Source organism: Shouchella oshimensis (genome assembly GCF_002019765.1).
GTDB classification, from domain to species: domain Bacteria; phylum Bacillota; class Bacilli; order Bacillales; family Bacillaceae_D; genus Shouchella; species Shouchella oshimensis.
Window position 1 is genome coordinate 3,690,336 of the sequence record NZ_KV917380.1, and the last position, 19,605, is coordinate 3,709,940.

The 19,605-nt window shown below is 39.8% G+C and carries 5 protein-coding genes; all 5 read right to left on the minus strand.

Annotated features, from left to right (window positions below; translation table 11 throughout):
- Positions 1-9: 9 nt before the first annotated feature.
- The gene (locus BK583_RS18520; RefSeq protein ID WP_055737157.1) at positions 10-2,292 is read right to left on the minus strand and encodes an MMPL family transporter; all 2,283 of its coding nucleotides are present in this window, start codon (positions 2,290-2,292) and stop codon (positions 10-12) included.
- 108 nt (positions 2,293-2,400) lie between these two features.
- Positions 2,401-3,558, minus strand: a complete 1,158-nt coding sequence (locus BK583_RS18525) for an acyltransferase family protein (protein WP_055737156.1) — start codon at positions 3,556-3,558, stop codon at positions 2,401-2,403.
- A gap of 62 nt (positions 3,559-3,620) precedes the next feature.
- Positions 3,621-12,707 (minus strand): type I polyketide synthase, encoded by a 9,087-nt coding sequence (locus BK583_RS18530; RefSeq protein WP_055737155.1) that lies wholly within the window; start codon positions 12,705-12,707, stop codon positions 3,621-3,623.
- Positions 12,700-13,869 (minus strand): MFS transporter, encoded by a 1,170-nt coding sequence (locus BK583_RS18535; RefSeq protein WP_055737154.1) that lies wholly within the window; start codon positions 13,867-13,869, stop codon positions 12,700-12,702. The genes BK583_RS18530 and BK583_RS18535 overlap by 8 nt, the downstream gene beginning before the upstream one ends.
- Complete coding sequence (locus BK583_RS18540; RefSeq protein WP_055737153.1) at positions 13,866-19,451, minus strand: non-ribosomal peptide synthetase; 5,586 nt, start codon at positions 19,449-19,451, stop codon at positions 13,866-13,868. Before BK583_RS18540 ends, BK583_RS18535 begins: the two co-directional genes overlap by 4 nt.
- Positions 19,452-19,605: the final 154 nt, after the last annotated feature.

A 19,605-nucleotide genomic window follows, 5' to 3' on the forward strand; every position in this document is an offset into this window, starting at 1 on the left:
AACGAAATGCTAACTAATCGAGCGTTGTTTCTCTAGGTTTGTTTTCCGTGAGGAGCGCTTAAACGGCAACCACCAGTTCCAATCACCTAAAAGCTTCATTGTTGCTGGGACTAAAAACAGTCGCACGACCGTTGCATCAAGAGCAATGGCAAGAGCCATTCCAAACCCTAGTTGCTGCATAGGGAGTACGCCAGCAAACGCAAATGATCCAAAAACAGCTACCATAATTAACGCTGCTCCAGATATCATAGGCGCTGTCTTTTCTAACCCTAGCGCCACGCTTTCCTCATTCGATACACCTTTCATATATTCTTCTTGTACACGACTCAACAAGAACACTTCGTAATCCGTACTTAAACTGAATAGGAGGCCTAGTAACAAAATCGGGATAAAACTTTGGATAAAACCAAACTCACCGAAACCGAATATTTCCGATCCCCATCCCCATTGGAACACTGCGACAAGTACACCATACGTAGCACCGAGGGAGAGAATATTCATGATAATCGCTTTAAGCGGTAATAGTACGCTTTTAAACGTGATGACCAGTACAATAAATAGAAGCGCTAAGGTAAAGGCTAATACGCCTAGCAAGCTATCATTTAACGATTGACTAGTGTCTAGTCCTTCTGCCGTCTCTCCACCTACGAGAACGGTCCACCCGTCCTGAGAAGAATGAGTCGAACGAATTTCTTTTACAATCCCTCGGTTCGCTTCACTAGAAGAGTAATCATTTGAGATGACATCAAAGATGACTACATTCTTCTCTTCTCCAAGATTTCGATTTAGCATCATCCATTCACCTGTGGAAAGAAGATCTTGGTTATCTGTTAGAATGTCGCTTATAGAATCCATGGTCATATCTGGGAAAAATGAGAAGAGTGAATTCACTTCTTCAACATTCGCTATACCTTCTAACTCTTCCTGTAATGATTGAAGATTCGTAAGTGATGCTTCATCGGTTAATTCTCCCTCTTCTGTCGATACAACGACTTGAATAGGGGCGGAATAACCAACACCAAATCCATCTTCCAAATCATTTATACCACTACGAACTTGCGTATCTTCTGGCAGCATGCGTGAATCCGGCGTTGAAACTTCGAGTTCAAGTGCAGGCCAAGCAAGTAAAAGAAGAAAGAAAACAGAACCTGCAAAATAAAGAATTGGTCGCTTCATTACTTTATGAGCAAGTTTATACCATGTACCTTGCTGATTTGGAACTGTACGGAGCGACATAAAAGGAACTCTTAGTGCATTAATCTTTGGCCCTACTATTGCTAAAAACGCAGGCAGTAATGATAAACTAGTAAGCATTAAAAAGAACACAACAACGATGACACCTAAAGCGATGGAACGGACAGCAGCTATATCAACGAATAAGATGGCAGACATGGAACCAATAATCGTTAAAGCAGAGAACAAAATAGCGTGACCAGCTGTACCCATCGTCTCTGCGACTGCATCAAGATGGTTGCCACTCGTTTTCTCTAACTGCTCTCGATAACGTTTGACAAAGATGAGAGCAAAATCAATCCCTACACCTATCCCTAACATTAATGCTGCATCTAACACAAAGATGGATAATTCAATTCCCTGAGCGAAAAAGTAAAGGACACCTAATGAAGCGATGATTGAAAACCCAGATAAAAGCAAAGGTGTTAAGGAAGATACAACAGAACGAAACACGAATAATAAAACGATAATAATAATAGGCAAAGCGTATAAGTGTGCTTTCTCAAGTCCTTCTTGACTCAATTGGTTCATTTCACCCCAAAAAGCGGGGGCTCCTAAAACCGTCGCTTGAAAGCCATCTTGATCAATCGCTTCTGTTAGACGCTCTTGAATGTCAGGTAATACCTTTTGAGCAAACCCTTCATCAACGTTCATTTCAACAAACCCAATACTTGTATGACGTTGGTCAGAAACAAATTGATCTTTTATACGCTCTTCCGCATTAACCCACGTATAAACACTTTCTATCTCTTCTTCATCTGATAACGATGCTGACGCTTGCTCTAATGCTTCTGTAAATTCTGTAGAACCAACTTCATACGTATCGTGACTCATTACGAACGTTAACGATGTGGCATTCCTAGATTCAAACTCTTCTGAAACAAGTTCGTATGCTTGATTTGACCCCGATCCAGGAACACCCCAGCCCCCTCCAGTCAAATACCCACCTACTTGAGTAGCATAATAACCGCCAAATACAATCAAGACGATCCAGACACCAACAACACCCCACCTATATGTGGCCATCCATTTACCAATTTTCTTTAAACCACGTTCCATCCTGTACACTTCCTCCTTTAGCTTCCCTTTTCTATTTTTTTATTGTAGTCGCAACTTCTAATCATTCTGTGAAATAAATCTTATCTTTTTCTTAACTATAGTGAAAAATTAAATGAATTTTCGAACGGTTTTACTTTTACGAATAAAATGTGTAAAAGCAAAACTAATCAATACGGAAACCACACATTCTATTAAGAAGCGCACATAGATCGGCTCAGAAAGATCTCGAAAAAAATATTGAACAAACACAACAATAGGCACATGGAATAAATAAACGCCGTATGTATTTTGCGAAAATTGACGGAACCCTTTATAAAGGTACCGACTTCCTTCTCTAAATAAAACAATCAATCCAATACCTAGCGATACCGTCATGAAACAATCCCATAGCGTCCATAGAAATGTATTTAAGCCAAATTCACCACTGGCAAGAAAAAACGGAATGTATTCATAGCCAAATAATGTTGTCAGTAAAAGTATGAAACCGAACCCAAGCCAAACCATCCCTCTTCTTATAGGAAAAGTTGTGAGCCAGTCCGTTCTATAGAGCAGCACGCCAAGTATGACAAACAGAGCATATTTTGGAACATTGGCATACTCCATTTGAATGGCACCTAAAAATCCATTCCAATAATCTAATGGAAATTTTGTTCTCATGGCAAACGTAATCGTAGTCAACACTAGGATAAACGCGACAATCTTTACATTTGAGGGACGCCCTAAAAATTTGTGCTCTTTTTTTCTAACCAATAGCCTGATGAGGGTATAAATGCTTGCATAAATAAGTAAATGTTGTAAAAACCACAAGTGAGCGACTTTTAAATCGGGCCAAATGTCGAGCCAGCGATCATGGCAGGCATTAGCATCACCACCAATACCAAAGAACATATTCCATGTGTAACTGTATAGTGTCGTATATCCACAGTCTCTAAATTGTAAATGGTAAAAAAAATGAAGTGGAATAATCAGTAGAAAAACACCTGCGATAAACGGCACACCAACGCGAATGAGCTTTCCTTTCATAAATTTTTTTGCCCCTTTTTTATCAAACGATGCTGGGAAGAAATAAGCAGAAAGTAAGAAAAAAAGAGCCATGGCAATAGGGTTTATAATTTGGTAATAAACGAGTAGCCAGTCGTCTTCTGGCAATGATTTATAAAACCACCAAATACCTGGAGCATAGGCAAGCGCAACATGGACCGTAACGATAAAGATAGCCATGAATACTTTTAAAAAATCTAAATAATCCAGTCTATTTTTGTCCAAAAAGAAACCTCCATAATAGTAGGAAGAGAGTGTACGGTACTCTCTTCCTTACTCAATTCAAATTATTCTTTACCAAATAGAGACCCTGATAAGAGTTGTAACTCTTCGTTTAACTCCTCCACAGAGAAACCTTTCTTTGTATCCCTCGACTCAGAAATAGTATGAATGCGATCTTGACGCCATTCTTTTGGCTTGCTTAACCCTGTTGCGATCCGATAAGTCGAGCGTTCAAATGGATAGGTTGGAAGCGGGATATGCTTGCTACCTGCTCCTGCTACTTTTGACAATGTTAGTGGAACTCCCTTCACCACTAATGATCCGATTAAAGCAAGTAAGGTATCTAGCGTACATTCATGATTGTTCATTGCTTCTCCCAAAACACCATTCGTCATAGAAAACCAGTTTTCTTTCTGAGTAAACAACTTCGGTTTAGCTATATCCATTGCCATTAGCATTTCAGAAGCTGTAAGCGTTTTGGCATCTCCTAAACTTGTAAATAACGGTGCTTGCCAGCCATTGCCATTCTCAAAAAACACACTTGTCTCGGCGACAATATGCCTATCATGAAAGATAGAAAAAACGTGATCTACCGCGTGTTTATTCTTTAGCAACAACCCTGTTAATAGCCCGTTTTCGCTTGAATGTAATGCCTCTACATCAAGCCCTAACCGTTTTAACTGGCAACATAGCGCATATTCCACAGCAACGGATCTCCACTGCATGAATTCATGTTCACTTAATGAATGAACAATAGCGTTCATACAGTGTTGATAATCCTCCTCAAACTCCGGGAACCGATTTGAAACTTGTTCTATCGTTCGATTATTCATAGACGGTTTACCATTTAACACAAGCTGAATGGTCACTTGTTTATTCGGGTTTGACTTCCCATACACCAGTTCATTCGACTCTAATCCGAGGGATAGTGCCTGAAGCACCTGACTAGCATGCTGTTTTGAATGTATGATTGTAGCGACTTTATGCGTTAACGCCTTTTGTCCTGTATTTAGTGAAAAACAAAAGTCAGCTAGCGTTACATCGTTCTCAGTTACATACTGATTAAGGTCAGAGGCTATCTTTTTCAATGTCGCCTTGCTTTTCCCATTAATCACCATTAATTGTGGTCCATCTGTTAATGGTTTGTTCACACCAATCTCAGGCATTGAAGGTGCGCCCTCAAGGATAATGTGTGCATTTGTTCCGCCAAAACCGAATGCGTTAATACCCGCTCTTAAAGGATGTTGATCTGTAGGCAACCAAGATTGGGACTTATTCACAACATAAAACGGTGTCTTCTCAAATGGAATGTTCTGATTGGCTTCCTCAAAATTTAAGGTTGGAGGCAATTGCTGGTTACTTATGGATAAAGCAACCTTTATTAAACTCGATAAACCAGATGCCGCCAACATATGGCCAACGGTTGGTTTTACTGAACCAATCCCACAAAAATCAGTTTTATCTGTGAAGTGCCTGAATGCTTGAGTTAAACCTTCAATTTCAATAGGGTCGCCTAATGGCGTACCAGTCCCATGTGCTTCAATATAAGAGACAGTCTCAGGATTAATACCTGAGGTTTGATAGGCAGCACGAACCGCCTCAGCCTGACCTTGGGGTCTCGGTGCAGTAATCCCTTGCGATCGACCATCGTTATTTATTGCTGATCCTTTAATAACCGCATAAATATGATCATTGTCATGTATTGCCTTATTCACAGGCTTTAAGAGTACCGCACTACATCCTTCTGACAAGACCATACCATCTGCATCTTTATCAAATGGACGACACACTCCATTTGGTGATAAAGCAGAAACTCGACTTAAACTCGCAAATGGTGTTGGAGATAAGTTCAAATTAACGCCTCCAACCAATGCCATTTCCACTTGACCAGTACGGAGCGCATCACAGGCTTGATGAACAGCGACTAATGAAGAAGAACAAGCAGTATTAATGACCATACTTGGACCAGTCAGATTGAATAAATGATTTACCCTAGCAGCTACTTCATTTAATCCATTTCCTGCTACAGCATCCGGTACAAGCTTACCCGGTGCCAGTACGTGAGAAATGGTTTCCATGAGATCGTTTTTACTAGTTTCGTCCATGATTGAAAAAACAGGATGATTGGTTAACTGCTGTTCCAGAACTTTGAAGGAACGATATCCAATAAAGTGCTCCATATATGTGTTTTGTTCGCACCCAACATATACCCCTACATTTGTTGATCTCTCTGAACTTCCATATCCTGCTTGTTGCATTGCTTCCCACGCTACTTCAAGAAATAGTCTTTGTTGAGGATCGGTTGCTTCTGCCTCGCTTGGTGACATTCCAAAAAAGGAAGGGTCAAAATCATAAGGCTGTTCAATAAATCCTCCGCGGTTACTATAACTGCTATGCAAGGATTCCCGATCCGAACTCACGTGGTCTTCTTTCGACCAACGATCTGCTGGCGTATCTTTAATGACAGACCTTCCGCTCGTTAATAAATTCCAATACTCGTCTGTAGTACTAGCGCCAGGAAATCTGAGACCTACTCCGATGATGGCTATATCTGAATCACTATGCGCAGGGTTTGAGAACTCTTTTTCTTTCTCCTGTATAAATGACGCTTGTCCAACGTCTTCTAAATACTTACTTAATTCATAGGGTGTCTGGTATTCAAACAGAAGCGTTGGGTTTAATTCCAATTTTAACGATTGTGCAATTTGATCAAGTACCGTAACCGCTCGTATAGAATCAATGCCTAATTCTTCAAAATTTCGGTTTGTCTCAAGTTCATCAACAGGACATTGTAATTGATCAGCAGTAATTTGATAGACTAGGTTTCGAATGGCCCCTTTTTCTAACGTTACGTTCTGTTGTTTTTGAGAGCGATTCGCTTTTTCAATGGGCTCCCGCTTCATTGTCGAAGAAGGCATTCGATTCGTTTTTTCTTTTAGCACATGTAATACTGGCTCTCCATTGGCGTTTAGTGCTTGAAAGAAAACTTTAGAGCCCAATGATGACGAAACAGATTCCAACCCTTGCGTTTTCTTAATAAACGTCGACAAGGAACGAACAGAACGGGCAATGCCTTCTTTTTCCCATAAGGAATAATTGATCGCTATTGTTTTTCCAGGAGCTTCTTTTATCGTTGTTCTATAATAACTATACTGATCAAGAAAGGCATTTGCGGCTGCATAGTCTCCAAGACCCGCTGACCATATTTTTTTAGATGCAGAAATGGATGAGAGCATCACAAAAAATTTAAGGGAATCGTTTCTCGTTAATTCATCTAACACCCGTGTCCCGTTTATTTTTGGATTTAAAACAGCTTCTACACTCTCTTGATCACGTTTCATTAGAGACTTCGTTGTCTCAGGACTAAGAAGCCCAGCTCCATGAATAACACCATCAACACGTCCATATAACGTTCTCACTTCTGTTAACACACGGTCCATTTCTTGACGATTGCCAACATCAACTGCAAAGTAAGACACTCGCGAACCTAGCGACTTCAACCTAGAAAAGAGCTGTCGTTTGTACTCACTCTCCTCTAGAGGTGTTAATCCAGTTATAACTAAGTTGATTGGCGCTTTAGACGCCAACTCTAAAGCTATCTCACTTCCGATGCTTCCTGCACCGCCTGTGAAAACATACGTATCGTTTTCTTCAATGTTTATTTCATCTTCAAATGACATCTGCCTATTTTGTGTTAAAGCACGTACGTAACGTTTGCCCTTCCGAATAAGTGCCACTCCCTCTTCAGGCGGAAATCGCTTTAACTCCTCTTCAATTACAACTCCACAATCATCTTCTTCTACATCTATCGTAGACGCATAGACATGCGCTTCCGTGTCTAATACATTGGCAAACGTCGCATCCAGAGCTTGATAAGGGTTCTGCACACTATCTGTTTTCATTAATGGGTGCAACTGCTTCGTCACAACCAATATGCGCATTTGATTCATGCTTTGCATGGATGTAAAAGAAGCAAGTGTCAAAAAGTCTTTCCAACTTTCTATATACTTTTCGTCACCCACTTTTTGACTTCCATAACTTAAAAAGACAACATTCTTAATATCAGAAGGCAAAACTGATTTTAAGTGTTCCCACTCAGATGCCTTAGATGGATTGACAGTAAAACAATAAGAGTCCTTTTGATTGAACGTTGAGCCATTCTCGACACGGTAGATAAGATCCTCACCTGTCTCCCTTAAATAATTGGCTATCGATTGTCCCCTATGACAATCGGATTCACTACTAACAACTAAAGTCACTCCATTTCTATCCGGTTGATACGCTTTTCCTAGATCCTCCACCCACTGCCACTCATGAAACCATCGTAATAGTTGAGCTTTACTGTAATCTCCGAAAGAAGGCGAGAAGGTTGATCGTTCAAATGGATATAAAGGTAGTTGAATTTTTTTAAAGGACAGATCTTTATAAAGGGCGGACCAATCGAACGCTATACCTCTTTCAAATAAGAAGCCTAAAGCTTCTGTGAAAAATTCCAGCTCTGACTTTTTCTTATTGATTAATGAGCAAACCTCAGGCTTTTTACCACTTGTACTGACAGCGTTAGCCATTGCTGCAAGAAGATAATCAGGACCAGCCTCCAGAAATAGATTAGCTCCTTTTGCGATTGCGAACTCGACACTCTGGTCAAACTTTACTGAAGACGTAATGTGTTCAATCCAGTAAGCTGCATTCATTGGGCTATCCATATATTCGGCTGTAACATTAGAGATAATAGGAATCGATGGTTTTGAAAAGGATATTTTATCGAGTTCCCTCTTAAATTCTTCTAACATTGGTTTCATTAAAGGTGTATGAAACGCTTGTGAAACGTTTAATTTTTTGAAAGCGACTCCTTTTTGATTGATAAATTGTAAAAATTGGTTCAACGCTTCCTCACTACCAGATACAGCTTGGTGGGTCACGTTATACCCTGCAATCCATACCTTATCTTGAAAGTGTTCGAGTAATTCTTCGAGACTATCTTTTGAAGTAAACACTGCAGCCATAGCACCTGAAGAGCTTAATTCGTTCATTAACCTCCCTCTTAGCGCTACACATTTCGCAGCATCCTCTAATGTCACAACACCCGCCAACGTTGCAGCTACCCATTCACCTACGCTATGACCAATCATTGATGTAGGCTTTACTCCCAGTTCAAGTAAGAGTCGACCAAGAGCATAATCCATTGCAAAAACAACAGGCTGCGTGATATCCGTTCTAGATAGTTCCGTTTGATTTGCGTGTTCGCTGAAAAGCAATTCAGTAATGGACTGAGTTAAATAAGGCCTAAATGCTTCAGAACAGTCATCGAAATACTGTTTAAAGATGGGAACATATTTATACAACTGCTGACCCATTCCAACATACTGAGACCCTTGACCGGTAAACATGAATACAATGTTTCGATTTCCTTTTTTCTTGGTTATCTTTTTGCTTGTAAATGTCGAGAGCTTTAGCTTCAAATCTTCTACATTTTTACTTGAAAAACTTATACGATAATCCCATTGAGTTTTTGCATTTTCAGTACGAGCAACATCTCCAACATTCGGGTTATGGCGGTTTAAATAAGTTGATAACTGTTTTATTTTCTCCGTTAAAGCGTCTTCAGTATGGGCACTAAGACAAATGGAATGTACTGGTAGATCCTCTTCCTTAAAGGAAGTTACAACCGATTGATTAGGTGATTCCTCTAGGATCATGTGACAGTTTGTCCCACCAAAACCAAACGAATTAATGGCTCCACGTCTTAATCCTTCAGGTTTTTCCCAAACTTCCGACTTTTTCGGAATATAAAATGGTGTTTGATCTAAGTGAAGCATCGGATTCTCATTATGAACATTAATTTGCGGAACCAACGTTTGCTTCTCTAAAGAAAGCACCATTTTTATGAAACTTGCAATTCCAGCAGAGCTAAGCAAGTGCCCAATATTTGCTTTCACCGATCCTAAAGCAATAGATTGACGATCTACATCGTACCGTTGAAACGCACGCTCTAATGCTCGTACTTCACTTGGATCACCGATCGGAGTTCCAGTTCCATGTGCTTCCATGTATTGGATCGTCGTTGGAGAAATCGCACTTTGTTCATATGTGGATTGAACCACTTCCCTTTGACCATCAGGATTAGGTGCCATCACACCAATAGAATGACCATCGTTGTTAATAGCGCTTGCTTTAATTACGGCTTGGATATGGTCTCCATCTTTAATCGCTTGGTGAACAGGTTTTAAAAGAACAAGACCCGCCCCTTCTCCTGGTACAAATCCATCTGCCTTTTCATCAAATACATTCGACGTTCCTTTCTCAGATAAAGCTCCTGCTTGGTTAAACAAACGATAAGGAGTTGCTGTCAGCAACAAGTGAATACCGCCGGCAATGGCCATCTTTATGTTGCCTTTAGCTAGTTCTTCACAAGCCATATGAAGGGAGACGAGTGATGAAGAACAAGCGGTATCAATGACCATACTTGGCCCTTTTAAGTTAAATGTTTGAGAAGATCTAGCAGCAATCATATTAAGGATGTTATCTACTAACACATTAGGATGATCCCCTACCTCACCAAATGACGTAGTCCATTCTTGAAGCAATTGTTCTTGCTGTTCAGAACTCAAAGCATTGAAACTATCAAACGCTTTAAATCGCTTTTGATTCATGGCACTTAAATGTTGTTCATAGTACGCGTTCACTCCAGCGCCAATATACATGCCGATCTTTTCCCCATTTACGGCTTCTTTGGAATATCCAGCTCGTTCAAATACTTCATAAGAAAGCTCCAAAATCAACCGTTGTTGCGGATCCATAATGACGGCTTCTTCTTCAGAAATACCAAATGCGGCAGGATCAAAATCGAAAGGCTTCTGCAAAAAAGCTCCCTTCGGTTTATACTCACTTTCACTCTTCATTTGGTGATGAAAAGACGCATTTGTGCCAAAGCGTTCCATCGGTATATCATTTATACTATCTTTTCCATTTATCAAATTTTCCCAAAACGCTTCTGGAGACGATGCATCAGGAAAACGGCAAGCCATTGCTATAACAGCAATATCTTCTTCGTTATATTCCGTCTCGCTTGCATCCTCTACTTCCATGCTTGCTGCCACTTCGTCTTCAACGTTCGAGTGATAAATGAAATCAAACAAATACTGATACATTTCAGAAACGGTTCGGCATCGTATGAGCATGTCATGGGTTAATGAAACATTCAATTCTTCCTCTAACATGCCTAAAACTTGAAACGCTTTTAAAGACGAACCACCTAACGTAAGAAAAGAAACGTCTTCTGGAACCTGATCAATTGGAAGGTTTAATACTTCCGCCCAACTCTGTTTAAGCGCACTCATCGTCTTTGTTTCAAGTGATACATCTTCATCCATTACCTCTTCTTTTTCTGAGATCATCCACTTGTTTAACTCTTCTGCAGTCAATGAATCACTTAAAATGCCGTTTTGAAAATCTTTTATTAACTCGAATCGCTGTACCTTTCCGCTTGTTGTTTTAGGAATACTGTTAATCATAATGACATAATGAATGGGTAATCCTGTCGTTTCACGAATATGAGAAAGCATTCCTTGGTAAAATTGTTTCTGCTCTGATTCCTTGACACGAAGCGTAGAAAAAACAGCTACTTTTTCGGTTCCTTCTTGCTCGTCTTGCCAACCACAAACCGCCACTTTTCCAGGCTTCACACCTTCTAGCTCCTCGATCTTTGTTTCAATATCATGAGCGTAATAGTTTTGTCCATTACAGAAAATAATGTCTTTTATACGACCGATGACAGTTAAACGACCGTTATCTAAAAAACCAGTATCTCCTGTTCTAAACCATCCATCTTGGAAAGCTTTCTCGTTCGCATCTTCATTATTGACATATCCACTTGTTAGGTTAGGTCCTCGTAGCTGAATCTCACCGATTGTTCGTTCTACAACGATTTCACCCGTCTCTCCCACAATACGTACATCCATCCCATTAATAGGGAAGCCTTCATCAGCTAGATGTACTGCATCCTTATGATCCCATTCTAATTCTTGAACCGATTGCGAGAGATTCAATGTGTGCCTATTAATGGCATGTATTTTTGGCTCACTTCCACATGGAGGAAAGCATGCAGCTACACAAGCTTCAGCCATTCCATAAACCGGAAACATCGCACTTCGTTTTAGTCCATACGGTTCTAATTTCTTAACGAATGCTTCCATAACGGAAACAGCAATAGGTTCTGCCCCATTAAAAATTAAGCGTAGGGAATGAAGATTTAATTTCTTCAACTTCTCTTCTCTTGCTCGAGCAAGGAGTAATCGGTATCCAAAATTAGGGCAGCCAGTTAACGTAATGTTATGTTTCGTAATCAGTTCTAACCAAAGAATCGGCTTCTTTACAAATTTAACTGGGGACATATTGTATTGCTGAATTTGCATCGCCATCATGGAGAGATGGAACCCAATTAAACCCATATCATGATGATAAGGCATCCAACTTAGGGAGCGATCCATGTCTGTAAATTGTGCAGCATCTACAATGGAATCAATATTTGCCAATAAATTTTTATGACTTAATAAAACGCCTTTTGGAAGACTTGTGCTACCGGAGCTAAATTGAATAAATGCGGCATCTAGAACGTCCACCTTAGCTAGTTCACCGTACTGGTTTTCATGGTCTAACTGAATGGCTTCCACCCAATTCATATTAGCGCCTAGCAGCTCATTAATTGAACTTTGAGCTGCTCTTTCATCTGATAAAATAACGGGTTCACCTAAAACCGTCCAAATGCTCTTCACTTTTTCTAGCGCTGCCGATTGCGTTTTAAACGATTGGGGATAGGAAAGTGGAGCCGGGATAATACCACCTAAAATACAAGCCCAAAATGTCTTCAAGAACTCTTTATTGTCTTCAAGAATGACCATTACTGAATCTCCTGCTTGCACACCTATCTGTTGCAATCCGTATAAACGTTTCTTCGCTGCTAAGAATAACTCCTCATAAGAAACAAATGTTTCTGATTCATCATTCTCAATGAACGTAACTCCTCGATCTTTTCTTTGTGCAGCTTCAGACAATAATTGTCCGATAGAAGATTTGACTTGAAAGCGGGTACTTATTTGGTTCCCTTTAGAGATAGCAAGAGGACCTGTCGATGATTCATTCCTATTAACCACTTAAATTCCCCCGATCGAACTTTTTTTTGTGCTTCTCTCTGACTAACTGCAACCCCACGAATAGGAGTAACGATAAAAAGAATACTAAAGTCAGACTAAATATGTGTTGAATTCCCAAGCTAGCAATCACCAATGCCGATAGAATTGGGCCTGCTGCCGAGCCCGCTGCATACGTAAACGTAAAGAGCGCTGTACCAGATGGAAGTTCTTCTTGAGTTAAATCTTGAACGGTAAGGGCTAATGTGAGTGGATAAAATGGTCCTACAACAAACCCTGTTATAAAAGAAAATAGAAGCATGGTTTGATAGTGGTCAATTGCCACCACACCTGCTAAGGACAAAATAGACACGGCTATAACGACTACAAAACATTTTTTCCGGCCTACACGATCGGCCAAATACGTTATAGGAAGGGTGCCAATCACACATCCCACTATAAATGCGCCTACCGCTATACCAACTTCCGCAACACCCACACCTCTCATAAGTAAGAACATTGGGAATAGCGCGATGACTGTTGTTTCTGCAAAACCATACACAAATGCTCCATACAACGGAACTGGTACTTTATTTATTGTTTTATGTTTTGGATAACGCGCAATGATTAAGCGACCTTTTAATTTCCGGTTCACAATAAAGCAACAAACAATCAATACAGCTGCTCCAATATAAAAAGGTAACATTGGTGAAAGTACATAGCCTTTCGGACCAGTAATGGAGCTAACTGCAAAGCCTAGAGCGAAAAAAAGTGAATATAAACCACTTACTTTTGCACGATCCACTTCTTTTGAAAAAACGTGCATGGCTGTTTGAATACCTACAAGATTAAAGCTAATGCCTGTTCCCATAGCAAGCATTAAAAGCAACCACAGTATCGGACTTGTTGTATGCGGAAATGCAATAGCGCTAATAGCTGTAATAAACAAGCCCATCACGACCATAACCGAAAAATCATTCCCCCTCATTTTCCGGTCAATATAGACAGATCCAACAGCTAAAGCAATAAAGAAGGCAGAAGAGATGGTTCCAATCCAAAGGCTGTCTAGCTCAAGGGTTGTCATATGAGTTGTAGCAATGGGGATAAACATCCCCATTGCTGTTCCTACTAGAAGCGCTACAACATAGATAAACGTTAATTTCAGTTCCTTTTTATCTGAACTCATCCTTGCATTGGCTCCTTACGATTTAGCATAGCTTGAATCATAGGGATTTGTTTGGAACCAAACCAGTTCATATCTTGCTTACCGTAGACTTTGATTTCTTCCCCTGTAATTCCGTTGGATCGCTCTGAAGAAAGGAATTGGACGACCTCTGCGACTTGCGAGGTAGGGATAGCATCTTTCCTCATTGCTGCTGGCGTCATATCTGTATCAACAAAGGCTGGACATACTGCATTCACTTGAATACCACTTGCTTTAACCTCTTCTGCCAGTGACCTTGTCAAACCTAGCACACCATGTTTAGAGGCTGCATATGCGGTCATAAGAGGATAACCAATGAGCGATGAATCAGAACCAAGGTTAATAATTTTGCCGTATGCCTGCTCTTTCATATACGGAAGAGCTGCAACACTCATCGTATAGGTACCAATTAAGTTAACCTGAATAATATTCAGCCAATCCTCGTGTGGAATCTGTTCCATCAATCCCATTTTCGTGATACCAGCGTTGTTTACTAACACATCAATTTGCCCATAGCGTTCTACAATCTCTTTCATGAGTTGGGTTGCGTGAGCCATTTTTGTGACATCCACTTCATAAGAAGCTGGGTTCCCACCATAGACTTTCAAATCGTTTACTGTGCGCTTTAATTGAGGCTGATTTCTCGATGCAATAATAATTTGAGCCCCCGCAGCAGCCATGCGTTCTGCAATTGCTTTTCCAATGCCAGTGCCACCACCAGTTATTAATACAACCTTATTTTCCATTTCCTTACTCATTAATTGAATGGTATTTCCTTGGTTGGTAGGGCTTTGATCTAAGCTATCCATTAAGTCTTCCAACCTATCCATATAAGCACGCCCATAGGTTTCAATCGTGTTCTCATCGTACAGATTCTTTGAATACTCTATTTCAAGCTTTAATTCTCCTGATTCTACAAAGAAGAAAAATTCTAACATACATGTTCTGTTTTGAGTGGCAGAAGAAAATCGTTGATCCATTTGGGTAGGATCCATTTCAAATATGGATAAAGCACCAACATCACGATTTCCTAAATAATTCGCTCGAATACTAGTTAAATGGACATCAGGATAAGTAGATTTAGGTAACTGTTCAGCGATTAAATCGTAGCTCACACCAGTTAATGGAACTTGTTCTAATTCGTCCTTCACTAGTTGAATACGTCTCTCCCAACTGTCGCCTTTCCCTATTTGCAAAGGTAACGGGAAGTTAACCGCAAAATTCCCAGCTGTATTCATAAAAGTCTTTCCATTCCCAAAATCTCTGCCATGCACCCGATGACTTACCGTAATCACGCTTTCGCCTGTAACATCTTTTAACATTTGATAGAGAGGAGCAACCAACAATGGATACATTTTTGTTTTGTACGTTTTCTTTGCCTTCCCCATTAATTGTTTAGTTTGTTCTTTCGATACGACAAATTGCTTGATTCGAGCCGAACCTTCATCGTTTGTACCCTCTTTATCCGGAGGTAAAGAAAAACATCCGTTTTGACGGCTTTGAATCAGTTTTTCTTTCCAGTAGTGCTCGTACTCTTCCTTATGTTCACGCTTCATCTCGTCCAAAAATTGAAGAAAGTCTTGATACGATGCTTCTTTTTCTGGGATAACAGCTCCTGTTAACAATTGACTATAGAGCAACCACATTTCTTTGAACAATAGTTGGTTTGTAATGACGTCTGAGATCATATGGTGACCAATAAAAGCCATATGATAACGCTCTGACTGATTCTTAATGACCACAACTTTCCATAGTGGCCATTGCTGAATGGAAAGTTCCTTAATAGATTGTTGGATTTTCTCACTCATAATTGGTTTAACAGACTCGTCAGATAAGCCTGTTAGATCAAGAAAATCGCACCCTATCTCAAGAGGTTCATTCAAAATTTGTTGCTTCCATTCTCCACTATCTTTACTAAAAACAGTGCGTAAAGCTTCATTTTGGTTTGTTAACTGACGTAATGCTTGATTAAAAACATCTCTGTCGAGTTCTCGTTTGTACACAAACTGTGTGTAACCAGTCCAAGCATAAGGAAAATCAAAATAGTCGATAAGCCATTTTTGCGCAGGCATTAACGGCAAGTGAATAAGGTCGGTTTTTAGTTTTCCTCGATCCATTTTTCCATTTGTATTTTTAGGCAAACGATCTCGCCAAATAAACCGGTGTGGAAGCATGTAATCTGGCAGTGTCTCTTTTAAAGAATTAATCATCTGTCTATGTTCTTTTTCATTTCCAACTACGTATGCGATGAGTTTAATATGCTCAGTTTGTGTTTCATTTGCTAGAACCGCTGATTCCATGACATTCGGTAAGGCATTCAGGTGGGCTTCAATCTCGCCTAATTCGACTCGGTAACCCCTTATTTTAATTTGTGAATCCGTTCGTCCATGGTAATCAATTTGTCCATCCTCACGCCAGCTACCTAAATCACCTGTACGATAAAGCATGTCCCCTGAGCGTGTGGAAAATGGGTTAGGAATAAATCGCTCGTCTGTCTGTTCTGGATTATTAATATAACCTTTCGCTACCTGGATACCACCAATATAGAGTTCACCAATACGACCAGTTGCTACGTGTTGTCGTTGTTCATCCAAAATATACACATCTACGCCATCAATCGGCTCTCCTATTGGAATTGCTCTTTCCTCTTTATCATAAGAAGTTGGAATAATATGGCACGTTACGTCAATAGATGCTTCGGTGGGACCATACAAATTAGCTAATCCGATCTTTCCTCCGTACACACCTTGCCATTTCTGAATAACAGGTAGAGGTAAGGCTTCTCCACTAAAAAGTAGCCATCGTAACTGTTTAAATTCATATTCCTCACTTTGGATTGCATTAATAAATTCTGAAAACATGGATGGTACAAAATGCAAGACGTTAATCTGTTCCTTCGTTATCCAATCGGCAAATTCCCATGGGTTCCTAACAATATCCCGCTCAACCGGACAAATCGTTCCCCCATACATGATTGGCCAGAATAACTCCCAAACAGACACATCAAAACAACATGATGTCTTCTGAGCGACTCGCTCACCACTTTGAAGCTGGAACACAGATTGATGCCATTTAATTCGGTTCATAAACCCTTCATGACTTAACATAACGCCTTTAGGTTTTCCTGTTGATCCAGATGTAAAGATAACTGCCATTACATCCTCACCACTCACGGGAACATCCAATGCTTCTCTGGAAAAAGTAGTCCAGTTCGTTTCATCAATGTCCACTTCACAAACGTTCTTTCCTTCGTTAAAAAGATGTCCGTTTCCTGATTTTTCAGTTATGACTACTTCAATAGCGGACTGACTGATGATTTGTTCAATACGCTCTTTAGGATAAGCAGGATCGATCGGTACATATGCTGCTCCTGTCTTTAACACAGCCAACATAGCTAAATTCATATTTATTCCAGGTCCTACCATCACACCTACCCGATGACCTTTTGTAATGGAACGTTCGTTAAACAAATAGTGAGCCAATTGATTTGAACTTTCATTAAGGTATTGATAAGTAAAAAGCTTTTGATGATGAGCCACTGCAATAGCTGCCGGTGTCTTTTGACTCTGTTCTACAAACAAATGGAACGGAACCGCATCGTCTTTTTTATGGCTGCTCTTTCCATCTATCACTTGTACAATTTGATCCATTGTTCGTGCTTGAAATAATAATTTCCGATCAATCTGTTGAAAGGTTTGTTGCAATGTCATAATGAGGCGGATACGTTCCAAAGAATCTAAGCCAAGGTCAAATTCTAAATCTAGGTGTAAGTCACTTTGATGGAGTTTTCGGTTAAGAATTCCTTCTAGCTTTTCAAGAACAAGCGTCACGTTTTCCGATGATAATGATTGAGGCTGAACATTCTCTGTCTGAAATGAATCCTCCTTTACACTCATGTTGCCGATTGACTTCAACTGCTCAAGGAAATGGTCCATATGCTGTTCTATATAAGTTGAGCTAAAAAATCCACTATCATAATTCGCTGTAAAAACTAATTCCCCATTGAATTTCTCAACAACAAGATCAATGGCAGCAGGATTTGTGCACGTGTAGGCCTCATAGTCTTCAATGGATAATTCTCCATAGGTTTCTTTAAAATTCGTTTCTCCTACGTAAGATAAATATAAATTTGATTTCAAGCTTGAACGAACAAAGGCTTTTGTCTGTTCAGTCAATTCACCATTCATTAAACGAATGTCATCTTTAGCCATTTGTGCGGCTGTTAAAGCCTGTGCTCGGTCAATACCGTTCGTTAAAGCAAAAAGTAGTTCTTGTTGGATGTGTTGTACGGTTACATGTAGCGGTTCATTAATAGCATTTTCTTGAAAAGTAAACGCAATATTTTGGGCAAATGTGCCGAACAAATGTGAAGCATCAATGTGAGGGTATGTCTTTCCACCTGTAGGGATATTAATGGACACATTCCCTTTTTCAGATGATAACTGTTGGATCGTTTTTAAATAAGTCGCTAAAATAACTTCAAATAAAGTTGCGTTCAGTTGCTTCGATTGTTTCATTAAGAGGTGACTAGCGGGTAAGTTTAGTTTTCTTTTCATTACGTTTGTCTTTATATGGCTTTGTTCTTGAACATACAGTCGACTTTCCTCTTGTTCAAGTGGATTAAATACGTATTTTGCTCTTCCTTGCTTCTTTAGGAATGTTTTTAACTGATCGATTTCTATTTGCTCATTCCACTTGTTTAAGCTGTGAACAACTTCATTATACTGATTGACCGTGATGACTTGGTCTTCATTTTCAATAAAGACACCAGCATCATGTTCCTCGTAGATTTCCAATAGCTCCTTAAGAAACATTTGATTACTTAAGCCGTCTGAGATGACATGTACAATATGAAGCACGATGGTAAATTGCTGATTGCCTGTTTGTATGACCTTCAATCCGTGCAATGGCCATATGGTCAAATCGACGGATGTATTTAAATAGCGTTCATACAATTGATGAAGCCATTGTTCCTTCCCTTTTTCGCTTAACTGTTGAATATCTTCAATCATTAATTCAGGAGGGGTACAATTAGAGACCGTACTCATCTCCATATTTTCAAAGCTACTTCCTGGTTTATTCATCTTAAACACTGCTTGAAGAGGCGGATAACGCTTAATTAAAGCGGCCCAAGAAGACCAAAGCCGACCTAGATCCAACTGGCCGTTCATGGTAACGCTCGAACAGATAGATAAAGTCGAAACGGCTTGTTGTGAAATAAAAAATGGGTATTGGGCATTAGCAATGGTAATGGTTTGTTCAATTCCTACGTCTTGGAAGCTAGATTCTGCTTCTTCAGTATTTCGAAAAATGGTAACGATATCCTCTACAGTATCGAGCATAAGTAAGGTATCAAAAGGGTGATTCTTCTCAAATGTCATCAGCTGATCATCAGGTAATAGTGTCATTAATTCATTCATTAACGTAACCATTTTAATCGAGTCTAACCCCAAATCTGCTTCTAGGTACATATCCATTTCAAGATCTTCGACAACGTGTCCAGTTATTTTGGCTATTTTTTCGATCACAAGATTTGACTGTGATTGTATCTGCTTCGTGGTCAAAACATTCCCTCCTTCGTTATCTTAAGGATGAGCATACCGTTTTTATGTTCTACAAACACCGACAAAGGCAATCGTAAAACCGACAAATTAAGACGGACTTCTTTTTAGTCATGCCTTTCCCTGACTAATGATTCTACATTTATGTCATGGATTT